Raw genomic sequence first — 16,096 nt, forward strand, 5'->3', positions numbered from 1 at the left:
TGGAAACAAGCAGGCTTTTTTTGTACGCGAAATCTGATGGGGTCAGAGCACTTTGTGCTCTGACCCCATCTTGGTTTTCATCGATGATCTTTTTGATGGGCTGTGCTGTAATTAGGTTATCTGATTTAAAGTGTGGTAATTATGGATAACTCTTCTCTTCCTGTTGCAGTGATTACGGGCGCAAGCCGTCGTTTGGGACTACTTATGGTGTCTTCGTTTCTTGCGCGGGGATGGCGTGTAGTGGCTCTTACACGAACAGTTTCCGACGAGCTCAGTAATTTGTCCTGTGACGAGTTAGAGTGTGTGCATTTTGATGCGCTAGATGCTAGCAATATTGAAACTGTAGTAAAGCGTCTTCAGGCTCGATACGAACACATCGACTTCTTACTTCACAATGCCTCAATCTATGAAAAAGACGCCGAGCATGAAGACGATTTTAGTGATTTTTATGACTCGCTTTATAAGATTCATATGAAGACGCCCGCTCAGTTAAACCGAAGACTAGAGGGGCAACTGACCAAATCAATTCGCCCAACCGCGAATGTTATTCATATAACCGACATCTACGTATCAAATCCGAACCCAGATTACGCCCTATATTGCTCGACGAAGGCAGGCCTTGAGAGCTTAATGATTTCTGATGCGAAGAGGCTTGCGCCTAAGGTTCGGGTAAATGCGATACGACCGGGTCCTGTAAAGTTTCTGCCTGAGCACAGTGATAGCGATCAAAAAAAGGTACTGCAAGAAACATTACTTGCTACAGAGGGCGGTTTCGAGGTTCTGGAGCAGGCTATCTGGTCGATCCTCGACAATGAATATATGACTGCCGCCGTGGTCAAAGTGGATGGTGGCCGCTCGGTCGCTCGTTAAGTGGCCTAAAACAGATATTGCATGAGTATTTGCTTTCGCCCCTTGCGCGGCCTCAATACAAATTCGCGTGTAGGGCTCTTCACTAGTTGTAAAGGGCTCAACAGATAGTTTGTCAGACACGGACAGAATGTCGATGTCTAATGGCCTGTCCTTCTGACTGCTAAGCGGGTCTGTTCTATCTCGTCCTTCCTGCTCTTCTAACTCTACAAAGTATGCTTTTAAATCGTCTGGGGCGAGGTCGGTACGAATAATCATGACAGCATTCAGGAATACATTGGAAGTATTAATGTTGCACGGTTGGGTTTGCACAATAGGAGATAAAAACGCCGCACCAAACTTTTCGATAATGGTTTCAATCGCTTTTTGTAAGTGATTTTCGGGTTCGATATTGGCGCCTAGACTCAAATAATACCAATCCATTAGTTTGACCTCTCTAATAGCGCTCGCAGTTGTGGTTCCATGATTCGTGCGATTTTGGGTTGTGCCGATAAGTTGGGGTGAATACCATCGTTTTGCATCCACTCAGGCCGGGTCGCAATTTCTAACATGAAGAACGGCACTAATTCTACGTTGTGCTCTTGAGCAACTTGAACATAGATTTGTTCAAACATTTGGGTATATCGCGGGCCGAAATTGGGTGGTATTGCAACAGCACTAAGTGCCACATTCACATTATTGTTTTTGCTGATTTGAATCATTTCAGATAGGTTTGCCCGTACTTCTGAAATTTGGAACCCTCGTAAACCGTCATTACCACCTAACTCAATAAATACCCAGTCAGGTTGATGCTGCTCGAGAAGACTCGGAAGTCGCCTTAAACCTCCTTCGGTAGTTTCTCCACTAATGCTCGCGTTGATTAGCTCAAAACTTGGTTGTTCCTGTTGCCATTGATCCTGAATGAGCGAAACCCATGCATCGGACTCAGAAAGTCCGTAACCCGCACTTAAACTGTCTCCTAAAATAATCATTGAGACTTTTTCTGCGTTCACCCGTATAGAAAAGCATGTCAAGATAAGAAAACAGACAATAACGAGGAATTGTTGACCACTATGGCGTTTATTGAAGCTCATTCTATTTCCCGAAAAGTTGAAACTGCGACCGGCGAATTACAAATTTTGTCGAATGTAGACCTATCTATTAACCGAGCTGAAACACTGGCCATCGTGGGCGCCTCTGGCTCGGGTAAATCAACACTTCTGTCTTTACTTGCTGGTTTGGACTTACCATCTACCGGTTATGTTGCCATAGATAACGTAAATTTATCAGATTTGGATGAAGAATCCCGCGCAATTCTTCGCGGTGACAAAGTCGGTTTCATTTTTCAGTCGTTCCTTCTGGTTCAGAGTTTAACTGCTCTAGAGAACGTGATGTTGCCGGCAGAACTTGCGGGTGTGCGCAACCCAGAGGACCACGCTAAGGAACTGTTGAAAAAGGTAGGCCTTGCTGAGCGTGTAACCCATTTCCCTAATCAGTTATCAGGAGGAGAGCAGCAGCGTGTCGCGATTGCTCGGGCGTTCATTGGTAAGCCTGAAATTCTTTTCGCGGACGAGCCTACCGGTAATCTGGACCGTGCCACAGGTGAAAAGGTAGAAGACTTACTATTTGAGTTAAACCGTGAATTTGGCACAACACTTGTGGTGGTTACCCATGACGAACGACTCGCAGAGCGTTGTCACCGTATTATCCGCATAGAGCAAGGCACGGTGGTAAACCAAAACAAAGAAGCAGAGGTTTAACTCATGCGTGTTGCAAACTGGCTGAAGATTTCCTTTCGCTTGCTTCGCCACGAGCTTAAACGGGGCGAGCTGACTATTATGGCCATAGCAATTGCGTTTTCTGTGGCGTCGGTGCTTTCTCTATCAGTTTTTAGTGAGCGCCTACAAGCTGGCATTTTGGCTCAAAGTTCAGAGTTCTTAGCAGCTGATCGTGTTTTACGTTCTCGGCAAGAAATTCCCATTCGTTGGATTGAGCAAGCGAGAGAGCAAGGCTTACAGAGTGCAAGAAGAACTACGTTTAACTCCATGGTGTTTGCCTCTAATGAATTGGCATTGGCGGATATAAAAGCCGTAAGTGAGGAATATCCGTTGCGCGGCACCTTGGAAATTGCTGAGCAGCCTTTTGCACAAGGTAATGCGACAGAAAGTTTACCAGTGCCGGGTGAAGCTTGGGTTCATTCAGGTCTTTTCCAACAGCTCCCTATTGAGCTAGGTGATTCGATAGAAGTTGGGAACACGAGCTTTGTTGTTACTAAAGTACTTATTAAAGAGCCTGACAGTGGTTTCAGTGTGTTTGCAGATGCGCCGACAGTACTTATTCCCTACAGCGACCTAGCCGCTACAGGTTTAATTCAACCGGGTAGTCGAGTTAGTTTTAATTACTTATTTGCGGGCGAGCCTGAAGATATAGATACCTATGAGCAGTGGATAATCCCACAACTTGATGACTTAACGCAGAGCTGGCGAGGCATTCGAGACGGTGACTCACCGTTGGCTTCAGCATTGAACCGAGCTGAACGATTTATGTTACTTGCGAGTCTGTTAGGCGTTGTATTAGCGGCGACAGCAGTGGCTGTAGCGGCGCAGAGATATTGTCAGCGTAATTACGACGCAGTCGCAATCATGAAAACATTAGGCGGAAACAATGGGTTTGTTCGTTCGATTTTCGTTACCCATTTATTACTGCTCTCTTTGTTTAGCATATTCATCGGTAGTGTTCTCGGCTACTTCATTCAGCTGGGTGTAGGCCACTGGGTGGCAAAGCAATTAGCTTATAGTTTACCTGCGGCAAGTTGGAAGCCTTGGGGGCTTGCAATTAGTACGGGGTTACTAAGTGCGCTTTTGTTTAGCTTATACCCATTGTTGCGCTTATTAAGCATTCCTCCATTGCGGGTCTTACGTCGTGAGCTGGATGGAGACAACGTAAAGCGAGTTATTCATTGGTTCGCGTGTGGTGGCGGAATACTGTTGCTCATGGTGCTTTATAGCCGAAATTTAACTCTTTCGTTAGCACTATTTGCGGGCGGGGCTTTCGCGGCTATGGTTTTGCTGTTGATAGGGCGATTACTGATTCGCCTTAGCCGACAAGCGGGGATGCAGGCAGGAAGTAGCTGGCGATTAGCTATGGCTGGCATGCAAAGACGCGCGAAGGAAAACAGTTTACAAATGTTGAGCTTTGCTACCGCTATTATGTTGCTTTTGCTGGTATTGGCGCTGAGAACCGAGTTGCTTGACGACTGGCAAAACCAACTGCCTGAAAACGCACCTAACTTTTTTGTCGTGAATGTAGCACCAGAGCAGGTGAGTGATATGCAGACGATGTTCACAGCAGAGAACATTCAGGCAACTGATTTATATCCCATTACGCCTGGGCGCTTGGTTTCAATCAATGGTCAATTAGTTCGCGATGAAGTGAGTAAAGAAGACCGAGACAATAGTGATGTGCGCGAGGGGTTTGGCAGAGAACTTCAGCTTACTTGGCGTAGCACTTTACCACCTGAAAATAACTTGATTTCAGGGCGTTGGTTTGAAGGTGAAGAGTTAGGTGTGTCTGTTGAGTCTGAGGTAGCAGAGCGCTTGGCATTGAAACTCGGTGATATATTGGAATTTCGTGTAGGAGGTGCGGAATTTGAAGTTCCAGTGTTGAGTATCCGTGAAGTTGATTGGAATACAATGCAGCCGAACTTCTACATGATTTTTAATGAAAACACGATTAGCCAGAATTCAGCCACCTATATTGCGAGTTTCTATTTGCCATCGGAGCGAAAAGCGGAGCTGTATGACTTATTTAAGAGTTTTCCCCAAGCGTCACTTATCGATGTAGACGACATAATCCAGCAAATCCGCGGAGTGATCGGCCATGTATCGATGGCAATTACGTTTGTTATGGTATTAGTAATGTTTGCCGGTGGTTTGGTGTTGCTTGCTCAGGTTCAGGCTTCACTGGAAGAGCGAGAACAGGAAATTGTGATTTTAAGAACCTTAGGGGCTCGCAGTAAACTTCTTACTCAGGCAGTGAGTTATGAGTTCATCATTTTGGGAGCATTGGCAGGGTTTATAGCTGCAGTTGCGATGGAAGCGTCAATCTATATTTTGCAAACCCAAGTTTTTGAAATGGCACCAACGATACACTGGCGATTCTGGCTGTTAGGTCCGGTGGTGGGAGCCTCAGTGGTAACGTTGCTAGGTTGGTTCAGCTGTCGTAGCCTTTTACGACAGCGAACCGGAACGCTCATTCGCGCACTAGCGTGAGGGAAAAATAGCTTTAAGGCAGGGCTCTATGTGTTCATATTTAAACGTAAAGCCTTGCTCTTGAAGTTTCTGCGGTAAAACGGCTTGGCCTGTGAGTAGCAAGTCCGCCATCTCTCCAAAAGCTAGCCGCATGGTAAACGCAGGAACGCGAAACAGGCACGGGCGATTTAACGTTTGTGCAAGGCATTTGCTGAATTTTTCATTGCTGACTGGCTGGGGCGCAGTCGCATTAAATACACCTTGGCAGTTCTCGTTTTCCAACAGGAATTGAATCATTTCAATCATGTCTTCGATATGTACCCAAGACATCATTTGTTGACCGTGGCCAATGGGTCCTCCTAAGCCAAGTTTGAACGGTGTAACCATTCGGTTCAATGCACCACCTGATGGCGACAAAACGATACCCGTTCTTAGAAGGCATAATCGGGTTTTGGTTTCTGCTTGTTTCGCTTTGTCTTCCCATGTTTTGCAAAGCTCGTGGCTAAACTCGTCGTGCGCAATGTAATCTCGCTCTGTGACTTTTTCATCTCCCTGGCGCCCGTAATAACCTACCGCAGAGCCTGAAATAAAAGTAGCTGCCGGCTTACTTGAGGCTTCAAATAATGCCACTAGCTCATCAGTGGTTTGCCAACGACTTTTCTCAATTCGCGCTTTATGTTTTTTGGTCCAGCGCTTCTCTGCAATGGGTTCTCCGGCAAGGTTAATTACAGCGTCAAAGTCGTTCAAGTTCTTTAATTCTGACAGACGATTGATATAGGTGTGTTTATCACTCAACTGTCGAGCTGCACTTTCAGGTCGACGCGTCAAAATAGTGTAGTCGTGGTCATACCGTTCGATGAATGCCGAACCAATAAGTCCTGTACCGCCTGTAATCAGTATTTTCACAAAAGCTCCTAGAACCGCAATTTACTCAATATACGTAAGTTTAGCCATTTAGCTCATTTCAGCACCTAGATTGCTTACATTACGTTCAACTTGTCATTGTGACAAGTTGCCCATGATGTGCTTTTCACGTATGTTCGTGATTTAGTTTTTACAATAAAGGGAAAGCTTGTGAATACGCCTCTAGAGTCTTACGGTGCGGTAAGTCGGTTGTTTGTTATTGTCGCCGCAGTTGTTGTTGTGTTGGCAGGCCTAAAAGCTGCTAGCGTAATTATCGTTCCGTTGTTGCTGGCTATCTTTATCGCAGTCATTATGCAGCCGATGCTAGCTTGGTTTAAGTCTAGAGGTTTTCCAACCGTACTGGCCATCGCCGCTGTTTTCGTAATTATTTCTGTTTTCGCATTTGGCTTAACTATGCTTATTGTGCAATCAGTGAATGACTTCTCTGCAAGTTTTCCAGAATACCGAGACCGGCTAACAGGTGAGTTTGCTGGCATCGTTTCATTACTTGCCCGATTCAATATCAATATTAATGTTGAGTTGTTGCAATCGCAGCTAGACCCAAGCCGTATCATGACTTTTTTAATGAGTATGCTTTCTGGGCTTGGTGGCATGATGACCAATGCATTTTTGGTGATTCTGATCGTGGTATTCATTTTAAGTGAAGCTGCAAACCTGCCAAGAAAAATAGCGATGGCTTTCGATAAAGCCGACGACCAATTACACTCACTTACATCGTTACTAAGCTCTATTAATAAATACCTCGCGTTAAAAACCGTAATTAGTTTAGTGACGGGCTTAACAATAGGTTTTGGTTTATGGCTTATGGGCGTAGACCACTATGTACTGTGGGGTGTGCTTGCGTTCGTTTTGAATTACATTCCAAATATCGGTTCTATATTAGCAGCCGTACCAGCAATCCTTTTGGCGCTCATTCAACACCACCCAGCAATGGCTGGCGCTGTAGCTTTGCTATTTTTGGCCGTTAACGTAGTTATGGGTAATTTAGTTGAACCCCGCGTTATGGGACAAAGATTAGGTTTATCAACCTTGGTGGTGTTTTTGTCGTTAATATTTTGGGGGTGGCTACTTGGGCCTGTAGGCATGTTACTTTCGGTGCCTCTGACTATGATGGTGAAGATAGGTCTACAAGAGAACCCAGATACGCGTTGGCTTGCTATTCTTTTGAGTGGTGATGAGGTGTTACACAGCCGCGCACATGCATTAACCGACGAGTCTAAACAACAGAAGCAGAGCGATGATTGATGTAGCAACAGGTCCGCTGTGGAGCACAGCTAGCCAAGTTTTTAGCCAAAGAAATCAGTTTCAAGCGGAACTTGATCGGCAAGATAACCTGCGAAAAACGCCTGAGCGCGAGCGGAGCAGGGTTGCGGACTATTTACGTCAAAATAAAGACTTAAACCGGGCTCAAGTGCGTTATCCGTTTGATAATCTCAACGCTACGGTGAACATTCAAATGCCACCGAGCGTTGTGAATATCTACGTATGAGCAGTTACATTAAGACCTTGTAGCTGCCTTCATTGATGCCGTGAACTCAGCGAGCTGTTCAAGCATTGCCACTTCATTTTCTAAATTATCTGCAATAATTTTCACCACCGCTGAGCCGCTAATTGCTCCAGAAGCGCCACTTTCTAATGCAGTTCGAACATGCTCTGGGGAGCTTATTCCAAAACCGAGAAGTGGGGGACTACTGTTCGCTTGTTGTAACTCCGCAATAGCTTCAGTTGCTGGTTTTTGTAATGTATCGCCCGTTCCGGTTACACCAGCTCTGCTCAGTAAATAAACATATCCTTGGCTATTTTGAGCTACTTGTTTACGTAAATCTGCTGTCGCATCAGGTGGGCATATATAAACCGACTCAACACCGTTGCTATTCGCTATATCTCTGTAACCACTCGACTCTCTCATCGGTACATCGGCTATGAGCACCGAATCTACACCAACTTCAGCGCATAGCTTGAAGAAGTGCTCAACGCCATTCGCGTGAACCAAATTACAATACACTAATAACCCGATGGGTAAGTCTGGGTATTTGTCCCGAACACGCTTAAGCAGTGAAAAGCAGTTTGCAACGGTTGTTCCTGCAGCAAGGGAACGAAAGTTTGCGGCTTGAATTACCGGGCCGTCGGCAACGGGATCAGAAAACGGTAAGCCTAGTTCAAGTGCGTCTGCGCCACCTTCTACTAGCGCATCAATAACTTTTTCGCTGCTCTCCAAATTAGGATCACCAAGCGTGACAAAGGGAACAAATGCGCCTTCATTGGCAGATTTTAGGCGAGAAAACATGGTTGTATATCTAGACATTATTCTGCGCCTCCTTGAGCCATAATTTTTCGTACATGATCAATGTCTTTATCTCCACGGCCTGAAAGGTTGAGTACTAATATTTCAGGCGATGTTGCTTCTTTAACGCGTTTCAATGCATAAGCTATTGCATGTGCAGACTCTAAAGCCGGAATAATGCCTTCTTTCTGACTTAATTGTTTGAACGCATCTAGTGCTTCGTCGTCGGTTACACTGGTGTACTGTGCGCGGCCAATGGATTGCAGGTATGCGTGCTGCGGGCCAACTCCAGGGTAGTCTAATCCTGCAGATACAGAGTAAGACTCTTCTATTTGACCTTCTTGCGTTTGCATAAGATACGAACGACAGCCATGTAATACACCCGGTTTACCTGCACTTAGAGTTGCGCCGTGCTCTCCAGAATCAACACCATGACCGGCAGGTTCAACCCCTGTTAGTTTTACGGAGCTTTCGTCAATAAACTCGGCAAACATACCAATAGCGTTAGAGCCGCCACCCACGCAGGCGATAACTTCATCGGGCAGGCGTCCTTCCGCTTTGAGTACTTGCTCTTTTGCCTCCGCACCTATCATACGGTGAAATTCTCTAACGATAGTTGGGAATGGGTGTGGGCCAGCTGCTGTACCAAGTAAATAGTGGGTTGTGCTATAGCTTGCAGTCCAGTCGCGTAGAGCTTCGTTTACCGCGTCTTTTAGAGTGCCACTACCCGTGTCTACCGGAATAACCTCGGCTCCCATTAGCTCCATTCGAAACACATTGGGTTGTTGTCTTTCGGCATCTTTTTTACCCATGTAAATGACACAGTCTAGGTCTAATAACGCACATGCTAATGCGGTAGCTGTTCCATGTTGGCCTGCGCCGGTTTCGGCGATGATGCGTTTCTTACCCATGCGTTTTGCAAGTAAAGCCTGACCAAGAACTTGGTTAGTTTTATGAGCACCGCCATGAAGCAAATCTTCCCGTTTTAGGTAGAGTTTTACTGGGCTATTTTCAGTTAAGTTTTGGCACAAAGTTAGCGGAGTTGGTCGACCCAAGTAGGTATTTAATAATCCCTGAAACTCTCGTTGAAACTCAGGATCTTCTTGCGCGTTGTAGAAAGCCTGCTCCAGCTGATCAAGCGCAGGTAATAATATCTCGGGGACGTACTGCCCTCCGAACTCACCAAAGTATGCGTCAAACTGTTTCATGATTACTGCTCCTGTTTCCGTTCAACGTGTCGTCCGTATTTACGGATAATTTTGAATAATTGAGAAATTGCATGTGCATTTTTAAAGCCTGGCTGGGTTTCTAAGCGCGAGTTAAAGTCGTAACCACGGCAGCCTGTCGATATTGCCTCTAAAACATTCGAGGACCCAAGACCGCCTGCGAGCATAAGGTTTGCGCGTTGCTTAGGCAGTAATGACCAGTCGAATTGCTGACCTGTGCCTCCGCGACCATGATCTACAACGTAGCGAGCTGCAGTTAAGTCAGGCAAGTTAGGTTTTTCGGAGTTTAAATTGACTGCTGCCCACACTTCACAAGACGCCGGAATTCGGTCTTTAATCTGCTGAATAATTTGGTTCGCGCTGTCTTCCTGCTTTGGAAGGTCGTGAATTTGAACCCCGAATAAACGTGCCTCGCGAACCCACATGACCACCAATTCAGCATTAAATTGGGGATCTTCAGCACTAAAAACGCCGATGTAATTAAGTTCAGGTACTTGTTTGGTAATGGTTGCTGCTTGTGTCAGCTCTACTTTTCGTGGAGAGCGAGACACGTGAATAAATCCACCAAACACTGCTCCACTGGCAGCTGCCACTCTTGCAGTATTCGGGTGAGTGATTCCGCAAACTTTATTTTCACCAAAAATAAGTTGGCGGCATGCTAAGTCTATGTCGACTTGCGCCGTAAGGTGACTGCCCACTAAAAAACCGTCTACAACAGCACCATGTTTCCTGACATCATCGTGCGTTGTATACCCAGACTCGGCAATAAGGACAGCGTCGCTTGGTGCTAATGCGGCAAGTTTATCCGTTTGTGATAAGTCCACAGTTAAATCACGGAGGTTACGATTATTAATGCCAATGATGCTTGCACCTAATTCTTTGGCGCGCTGCATTTCTACCTCGTTACTTACTTCGGTAAGCACTTCCAATTTAAGTTTGGTTGCTAGTTCGCATAGCTCCGCATATTGACGGTCGTCGAGAATGGAAAGCATTAATAAAATAGCGTCTGCACCAAAATATTTCGCTAAAGCAACTTGGTAGGGCAAAACAATAAAGTCTTTGCATAGCAGCGGCAACGAAACTTGAGACCGAACTGCTTGAAGGTAGTCAAAGCTACCTTGGAAAAAATCTGGCTCGGTTAATACTGAAATTGCCGAAGCATAGGGTTGGTAAGTTTTAGCAATAGCTACCGGATCGAAGTCAGAGCGAATCACACCTTTGGAAGGCGACGCTTTTTTACACTCCAAAATAAACCCTGGTTCTCCCTGCAATAAGTTCTCTTTTAGGCTGCGAGAAAATTTTTCCTGACGAACCATATTCATCGCTTGTTGCAAAACATGCTCTGGTGAATAGTGCTGCTCAAGCTTCTTCAAGCTTTCTAACCTTTGCTCGACTATTTTTGTAAGCACAGTGGGCACTGCTGAGCTTGTAGAATAACTCATAAACATAGCTCCGCTTGGAACTGTTGCAGGTGAGTTAGAGCTTGTCCCGAATCTAAAAAGGATATGGCTTCAGCTGTTCCAGCTTTCAGCGTTGTTGCTCGTTGGGTCATATATAAAATGGCTCCTACATTCATTGCTATCGCGTCTCTGTGCGCAACACGGCCTTTGCCGGCAAAAACATCTTTCATAAACTGTGCGTTTCTCTCGGCGTCTCCCCCTTTAAGGTCGTTAACACTTGCCCTTTGAACACCGAAATCTTCAGGGGTAACGGTATATTCGATAATTTCACCTTGATTAAGTTCGGCGATAATTGTTTCGTCATGCAAAGCTAACTCATCTAAACCGCTCCCATGAACAACCATTGCTCGCGGACAGTTGAGCAGTTTGAGTGTTTCTGCAACAGGTGCACAAAGTTCGGGTTTATATACACCAAGTAGTTGTACGTCGGGTTGCGCTGGATTGATTAGAGGCCCAAGCAAATTAAATAGTGTCCGTGTTTTCAAAGCTTGCCTTGCCGGCATCGCGTATCGTACTCCCGGATGATAATGCGGCGCGAAAAGAAAGCAAAACCCATGTTGGTCGAGAAGTTTCCGGTTGTCGTCTGGCGAGCCTTCTAACGGAATGGATAGGGCTTCTAGGACGTCTGCAGAGCCGGAGCGTGAGGACACGCTTCGGTTACCATGTTTAGCAACAGGCACACCCATTGCTGCGGCAACCAAACCAGCAGAAGTAGAAATATTAATGGTATTGCTACCGTCGCCGCCTGTTCCACAAGTATCCGCTAACAGACCTTTTGGGCGTGGAAATGGTTTTGCTGCTTGTCGAAGTGCTTGAGCTGCACCTGCAAGTTCTTCAGGTGTTTCGCCCTTAATTTTTAGTGCCATTAACATGCCGGCAATTTGCGTATCCGAAAGTTGTCCTGCAATAAGGTGGTTGAACAGTTTGTAGGTTTGCTCTTGATTCAGGCTTTCTCCGTTTAAAACCTTAGTTAACTCATTCATTGTGCCACCTCTGTAGTGCTTGATTTGTTCATTAGGTAGTTAACCGTTTGTGCTAAAAGTTGTTCGCCCTGTTGCGAAAGGATGGATTCAGGGTGAAATTGAAATCCCATTACAGGGAGGTGAGAGTGCTCAATCGCCATGGGGATGTCTTGAAAACTGGCTATAACATTCAATTGCTCACTCACTCGATGAGCCATTAACGAGTGATAGCGGGCTACCGGCAGCGGTGCCGCTAGGTTCGAGAAAATGTTGTGAGCTTCGGTATCTATATGCGACGTTTTACCGTGGACGGTCTCATAGCAGCGCGCGACTTGACCTCCGAAGTACTCCACCAAAGCCTGAAAGCCCAAGCAAATACCAAGCATTGGAAATCTATTTTCGCAAAGCCCAATTAATTCGATGAGTACGCCGGCTTCGCGGGGATGCCCAGGTCCTGGTGACATGACAACCAGTACCGGCCCTAATCCTTCAAGCTCTGTTAGCTTTGCTTCTAAGGTATTGATAGGTGTTGTATTTCGGTATACCTCAAGGTGATAACCTAAACTCGCCAAATCATCCACAAGGTTATAAGTAAAGCTGTCTTGATTATCGAGCATAAGAACGGACTGCTGCATTATCGTGTTCCTCTCGTTTGGCTAAGTTTTGACTCTGTAGTCGATATTGCGCTCAGAACTGCTTGCGCCTTTTGTACAGTTTCTTGCAATTCAGATTCAGGATTTGAGTCGTGAACAACACCGGCGCCTGCTTGCACGGTGGCGATACCGTTTTGCACGAAGGCGGAACGAATCACGATACAGGTGTCCATATCACCGTTACCTGTTAGATAGCCGACAGCACCGCCATAACTGCCTCGCCGCTGCTTCTCATGTTCTCGAATGAACCTCGCTGCACTTAACTTTGGTGCTCCAACTAAGGTGCCCATATTCATACAGGCTCGGTACGCATCTACAGCGTCTAACTCTGGCTTGAGGGTACATACCACTCGCGACACAAGGTGCATCACGTGTGAGTAGCGGTCCACTTTCAATAAGTCGGCGACATAACGGGAACCGGGTACGCCAATGCGCGCTAAGTCATTTCTGGCTAAATCAACGAGCATCATGTGCTCTGAAAGTTCTTTTTGATCGCTTCTAAGGGCAACCTCAGTGCGTGCGTCGAGGTCTAGATTTATAGAGCCGTCTTGGTGTTTTCCTCGGGGGAGTGTACCTGCTATGGGATAAAGTTCAGCTTGTCGCGTTGCTGCGGTGTATTTCAAAGCTGACTCTGGTGATGCGCCAAATAGTTCAAAGCTATCTGCTTGCATGTAGAACATGTAAGGACTTGGGTTGTCTTGTTTGAGTTGCGCATAACTTCGAAGTGCATTCGAGCAATTCAGTTTAAATTCCCGTGAGGGTACAACTTGGAATAGTTCTCCGTTTCTTATGTTTTCCTTTAATGCTGTGACCGTATTCATAAAACTTGCTTCATCTGGAGTCACAGAGATATGGACAAGATCTCCCATAAGGTTTTCTTTTTCTTGATGATCCATCTTGGGCATTTGTACGCGCGCCAATATTTCTCCCATTCGACTACAAAGTGTTTGGTAGCGTGCCTTAACGTCTTCACCACCCGGAAGTGTCCCTATCAGCGTGGCATCTTGTTGCTGGTGGTCAATAACAAGTAGTGTCTCGGCAAGGTAGTATTGGAAATCTGGGCATGTGTTAGAACCTTCTGGAACATCAGGAAGTTGTTCAAAAGACGCAAGGTAGTCATAAGCAAATACGCCAGCTAAAAAGGGCATAAGTGGTTCATCGCTTAACGACTTTAGCTTAAGTTGAAGGGTTCTCAGTACATCAATAGAGCTTGGATACAGCAGCCTTTCTGACTCACTGACTCCAACTGGTGGCGTTTGGAATTGAATAGTTAACGTTGACTCTTGAAGCGTGGACAATTCCTCAAACTCGCTTTTTAACCATGTGAGCAATTGTTTACCGTTTTTGGTTAAGGCAGTCACATTTACACTTTGATGAGTGCAGTTAATTCTTAGTGAGGCATCAATAAGAATTAAGCTTTTCAGGTGGTTTCTAGAGTCTATTTCTGCAGACTCTAAAAGAATGTGTTCTCCATTCTCCTCCCGCAAGCTTAAAAAGGCATTTAACGGCTCCTGTTGATACGGAGTAGTTAGGTGAAGGGGAACCACCTGCCCAGGTTTTATTGCGGTTAATGTTTCAAATTGATCCATGTTCTATGACTCGCTATCTCGTAATTTCTGCTAATGATTGGCGAGCCAAATACAAAAAAGCCCGCTTCAGAAGCGGGCTTTTCGAAGTTTGTAATTATAAAAAAGTTACAATACACCGTCACCCGCAAGCTGCGAGTGCCACCAAAAATTATGTTGTGTATTGTTTAAGTAATTCATATTTTCTCTAAATGCTTTTTCTTCTAAATGCGTGAACTCGAGAGAGTTATTATCAACTCGGAACTAATCGAGCTAAGTTGTACAGCGAAAAGATACCGATGCTTGTCATTTGTGTCAATAGAAATTTCAGGCGTTTGCCAGAAAGTTAAAATTAACACGGTAAATGGTGAGTTTATGAGCAAAAGGGCGTACCATATCTCGTTATGAACACGAACGAAGCCAAGACCCCGATGAGAATCGATCTGCACATGCATACCAACATATCTGATGGCGAGCTTACGCCCGAGCTTCTAATGCTTAGAGCCAACCAGATGCAGCTCGATTATATTGCTATTACCGATCACGATGCCGTGAGTGCTACAACACTTGCGCGCCAAGCGAAGACTCAGTATTCATTAAAATCACCGGAAGTTATTAGCGGAATAGAAGTGAGTTGCCGTTGGCATACTTTTGAAATTCACGTGTTGGGCTGGAACTTTGATGAGTCTCACGCCGCGATGGAAGCGTTAGTCCTAGAGCAACAAAACAAACGAGCTGAGCGAGCGAGAAAAATTGCCGAAAAATTAGTAAAGGCTGGCGTTAAAGCCGAACACTTGCCAACTAGTTCTAGCGACATAGACATCTCATCCCCTCGCGTACTCACACGACCTCACTTCGCTGATGCTCTTGTGCGTCATGGCTACGTAAAGACGCATGAGCAGGCATTCAAGCAATACCTAACCAAAGGAGCGCGTGCCTATGTACCTACCGCCTGGACTTCTATTGAAGATGCCGTAGCTGTAATAAAGCAAGCCGGAGGAACAACAGGTCTTGCGCATCCGTTAGCCTATAAAATGAGTTCGAAGTGGTTGCGTCGACTTATACAAGAGTTTAAAGCCGTTGGTGGCGATGCATTAGAAGTTGTATCCTGCCAACAAACAAAAGAACAACGTGCTTGGTTACAGGAGCTGGCCGATACTTATCAGCTTCCCGTATCCGTAGGTTCAGACTTTCACCGTCCGGGTCCATGGAGAGAACTTGGCAGGAATTTACAATTACCTGAGAACGCGACGCCCGTATGGTCGTCATGGAATATTACCCAGCGTCACGTGGAATAGAGCATGAGCGAATACATTGAAATACATCCCGTAAATCCGCAGTCTCGACTTATTCAAGCTGCCGTTACTGCTATTAAGAATGGGGCCGTTGTGGTTTACCCGACTGACTCGGGCTACGCCATTGGCTGTCAGTTGGAAAACAAAAATGCGGTGCAAACCATTTGCAGAATTAGAAACATCGGCAAAGACCATAACTTCACACTAATGTGTCGTGATTTGTCGGAGCTTTCGGTTTACGCGCGAGTAGACAACCAAGCTTTCAGGCTTTTAAAAAATAACACTCCTGGCGCGTATACGTTTGTATTGAAAGGTACCAAAGAAGTACCTCGCCGGCTGTTAAATCCGAAAAGAAAAACGATTGGTTTGCGTGTGCCTGAAAATAAAATAGCACAGGCGTTGCTGGAAGAGCTTGGTGAACCACTGATGTCGACTACGCTTATTTTACCAGGGCAAGATTTTGCTGAGGCTGATCCTGAAGATATCCGCGATAAACTCGACAGCCAAGTCGACGTTATTATTGACGGTGGCCGTATTGGAGAGCAGCCAACGACTGTTGTCGACATGAGCGATGGTGAAGTTAATATTTTGCGAGTTGGGCAAGGTGACCCAGATCCATTTGAGTTCTAAA

General features: G+C 45.7%; 16 protein-coding genes and 1 other annotated feature. Of the genes, 7 read left to right on the forward strand and 9 right to left on the reverse strand.

Annotation, left to right across the window (positions count from 1 at the left end; genetic code table 11):
• Window positions 1-141 precede the first annotated feature (141 nt).
• Window positions 142-870, forward strand: a complete 729-nt coding sequence (locus EYQ95_RS01130; protein WP_111914620.1) for an SDR family NAD(P)-dependent oxidoreductase — start codon at window positions 142-144, stop codon at window positions 868-870.
• Here EYQ95_RS01130 and folK read toward each other — a convergent pair.
• Together folK and EYQ95_RS01140 are read right to left on the reverse strand one after the other, a co-directional pair.
• Window positions 751-1,290 carry a 2-amino-4-hydroxy-6-hydroxymethyldihydropteridine diphosphokinase gene (gene folK / locus EYQ95_RS01135; protein WP_111914619.1) on the reverse strand — a complete coding sequence of 180 codons (540 nt, stop codon included), beginning with the start codon at window positions 1,288-1,290 and terminating at the stop codon, window positions 751-753. The two genes, EYQ95_RS01130 and folK, sit on opposite strands and share 120 nt — an antisense overlap.
• A complete protein-coding gene (locus tag EYQ95_RS01140; RefSeq protein ID WP_111914618.1) occupies window positions 1,290-1,940 on the reverse strand; it encodes an arylesterase in 651 nt (216 codons plus the stop codon). The genes folK and EYQ95_RS01140 overlap by 1 nt, the downstream gene beginning before the upstream one ends.
• Here EYQ95_RS01140 and EYQ95_RS01145 point away from each other — a divergent pair.
• Window positions 1,920-2,606, forward strand: coding sequence for an ABC transporter ATP-binding protein (locus EYQ95_RS01145; protein WP_111914617.1), 687 nt, complete (start codon window positions 1,920-1,922; stop codon window positions 2,604-2,606). The two genes, EYQ95_RS01140 and EYQ95_RS01145, sit on opposite strands and share 21 nt — an antisense overlap.
• Window positions 2,607-2,684: 78 nt before the next feature.
• On the forward strand, window positions 2,685-5,117 hold the full coding sequence (locus EYQ95_RS01150; RefSeq protein WP_207916187.1) for an ABC transporter permease: 2,433 nt from the start codon (window positions 2,685-2,687) through the stop codon (window positions 5,115-5,117).
• Here the strand turns inward: EYQ95_RS01150 and EYQ95_RS01155 are convergent.
• A complete protein-coding gene (locus EYQ95_RS01155; RefSeq protein WP_111914615.1) occupies window positions 5,109-6,002 on the reverse strand; it encodes a TIGR01777 family oxidoreductase in 894 nt (297 codons plus the stop codon). The two genes, EYQ95_RS01150 and EYQ95_RS01155, sit on opposite strands and share 9 nt — an antisense overlap.
• Before the next feature lie 168 nt (window positions 6,003-6,170).
• On the opposite strand from EYQ95_RS01155, the gene EYQ95_RS01160 reads away from it, so the two are divergent.
• Both EYQ95_RS01160 and EYQ95_RS01165 read left to right on the forward strand, forming a co-directional pair.
• On the forward strand, window positions 6,171-7,265 hold the full coding sequence (locus tag EYQ95_RS01160; RefSeq protein WP_111914614.1) for an AI-2E family transporter: 1,095 nt from the start codon (window positions 6,171-6,173) through the stop codon (window positions 7,263-7,265).
• Window positions 7,258-7,509 carry a hypothetical protein gene (locus tag EYQ95_RS01165; RefSeq protein WP_111914613.1) on the forward strand — a complete coding sequence of 84 codons (252 nt, stop codon included), beginning with the start codon at window positions 7,258-7,260 and terminating at the stop codon, window positions 7,507-7,509. The genes EYQ95_RS01160 and EYQ95_RS01165 overlap by 8 nt, the downstream gene beginning before the upstream one ends.
• Window positions 7,510-7,518: 9 nt before the next feature.
• Here the strand turns inward: EYQ95_RS01165 and trpA are convergent, their stop codons facing one another.
• Genes trpA through EYQ95_RS01195 form a run of 6 tightly spaced genes read right to left on the reverse strand, consistent with a single transcriptional unit; the run spans window position 7,519 to window position 14,194 of the window.
• Entirely contained in the window at window positions 7,519-8,325 is an 807-nt protein-coding gene (gene trpA, locus EYQ95_RS01170; RefSeq protein ID WP_111914612.1) for a tryptophan synthase subunit alpha, read from the reverse strand.
• A complete protein-coding gene (gene trpB, locus EYQ95_RS01175; RefSeq protein ID WP_111914611.1) occupies window positions 8,325-9,512 on the reverse strand; it encodes a tryptophan synthase subunit beta in 1,188 nt (395 codons plus the stop codon). The genes trpA and trpB overlap by 1 nt, the downstream gene beginning before the upstream one ends.
• Before the next feature lie 2 nt (window positions 9,513-9,514).
• Window positions 9,515-10,972: a bifunctional indole-3-glycerol-phosphate synthase TrpC/phosphoribosylanthranilate isomerase TrpF gene (trpCF, locus tag EYQ95_RS01180; protein ID WP_111914610.1), complete on the reverse strand. Its 1,458-nt coding sequence runs from the start codon at window positions 10,970-10,972 to the stop codon at window positions 9,515-9,517.
• A complete protein-coding gene (gene trpD, locus EYQ95_RS01185) occupies window positions 10,969-11,973 on the reverse strand; it encodes an anthranilate phosphoribosyltransferase (RefSeq protein ID WP_111914609.1) in 1,005 nt (334 codons plus the stop codon). The genes trpCF and trpD overlap by 4 nt, the downstream gene beginning before the upstream one ends.
• Complete coding sequence (locus tag EYQ95_RS01190) at window positions 11,970-12,587, reverse strand: aminodeoxychorismate/anthranilate synthase component II (RefSeq protein ID WP_165831937.1); 618 nt, start codon at window positions 12,585-12,587, stop codon at window positions 11,970-11,972. The genes trpD and EYQ95_RS01190 overlap by 4 nt, the downstream gene beginning before the upstream one ends.
• Window positions 12,587-14,194 (reverse strand): anthranilate synthase component 1, encoded by a 1,608-nt coding sequence (locus tag EYQ95_RS01195; RefSeq protein ID WP_111914608.1) that lies wholly within the window; start codon window positions 14,192-14,194, stop codon window positions 12,587-12,589. The genes EYQ95_RS01190 and EYQ95_RS01195 overlap by 1 nt, the downstream gene beginning before the upstream one ends.
• Before the next feature lie 51 nt (window positions 14,195-14,245).
• Window positions 14,246-14,344 (reverse strand) — a sequence feature (Trp leader region).
• 230 nt (window positions 14,345-14,574) lie between these two features.
• Here EYQ95_RS01195 and EYQ95_RS01200 point away from each other — a divergent pair.
• Window positions 14,575-15,468: a PHP domain-containing protein gene (locus EYQ95_RS01200; protein WP_111914607.1), complete on the forward strand. Its 894-nt coding sequence runs from the start codon at window positions 14,575-14,577 to the stop codon at window positions 15,466-15,468.
• A gap of 3 nt (window positions 15,469-15,471) precedes the next feature.
• Window positions 15,472-16,095, forward strand: coding sequence for an L-threonylcarbamoyladenylate synthase (locus EYQ95_RS01205; RefSeq protein WP_111914606.1), 624 nt, complete (start codon window positions 15,472-15,474; stop codon window positions 16,093-16,095).
• Window position 16,096 lies beyond the last annotated feature (1 nt).

Source organism: Lysobacter sp. N42 (assembly GCF_004344885.1).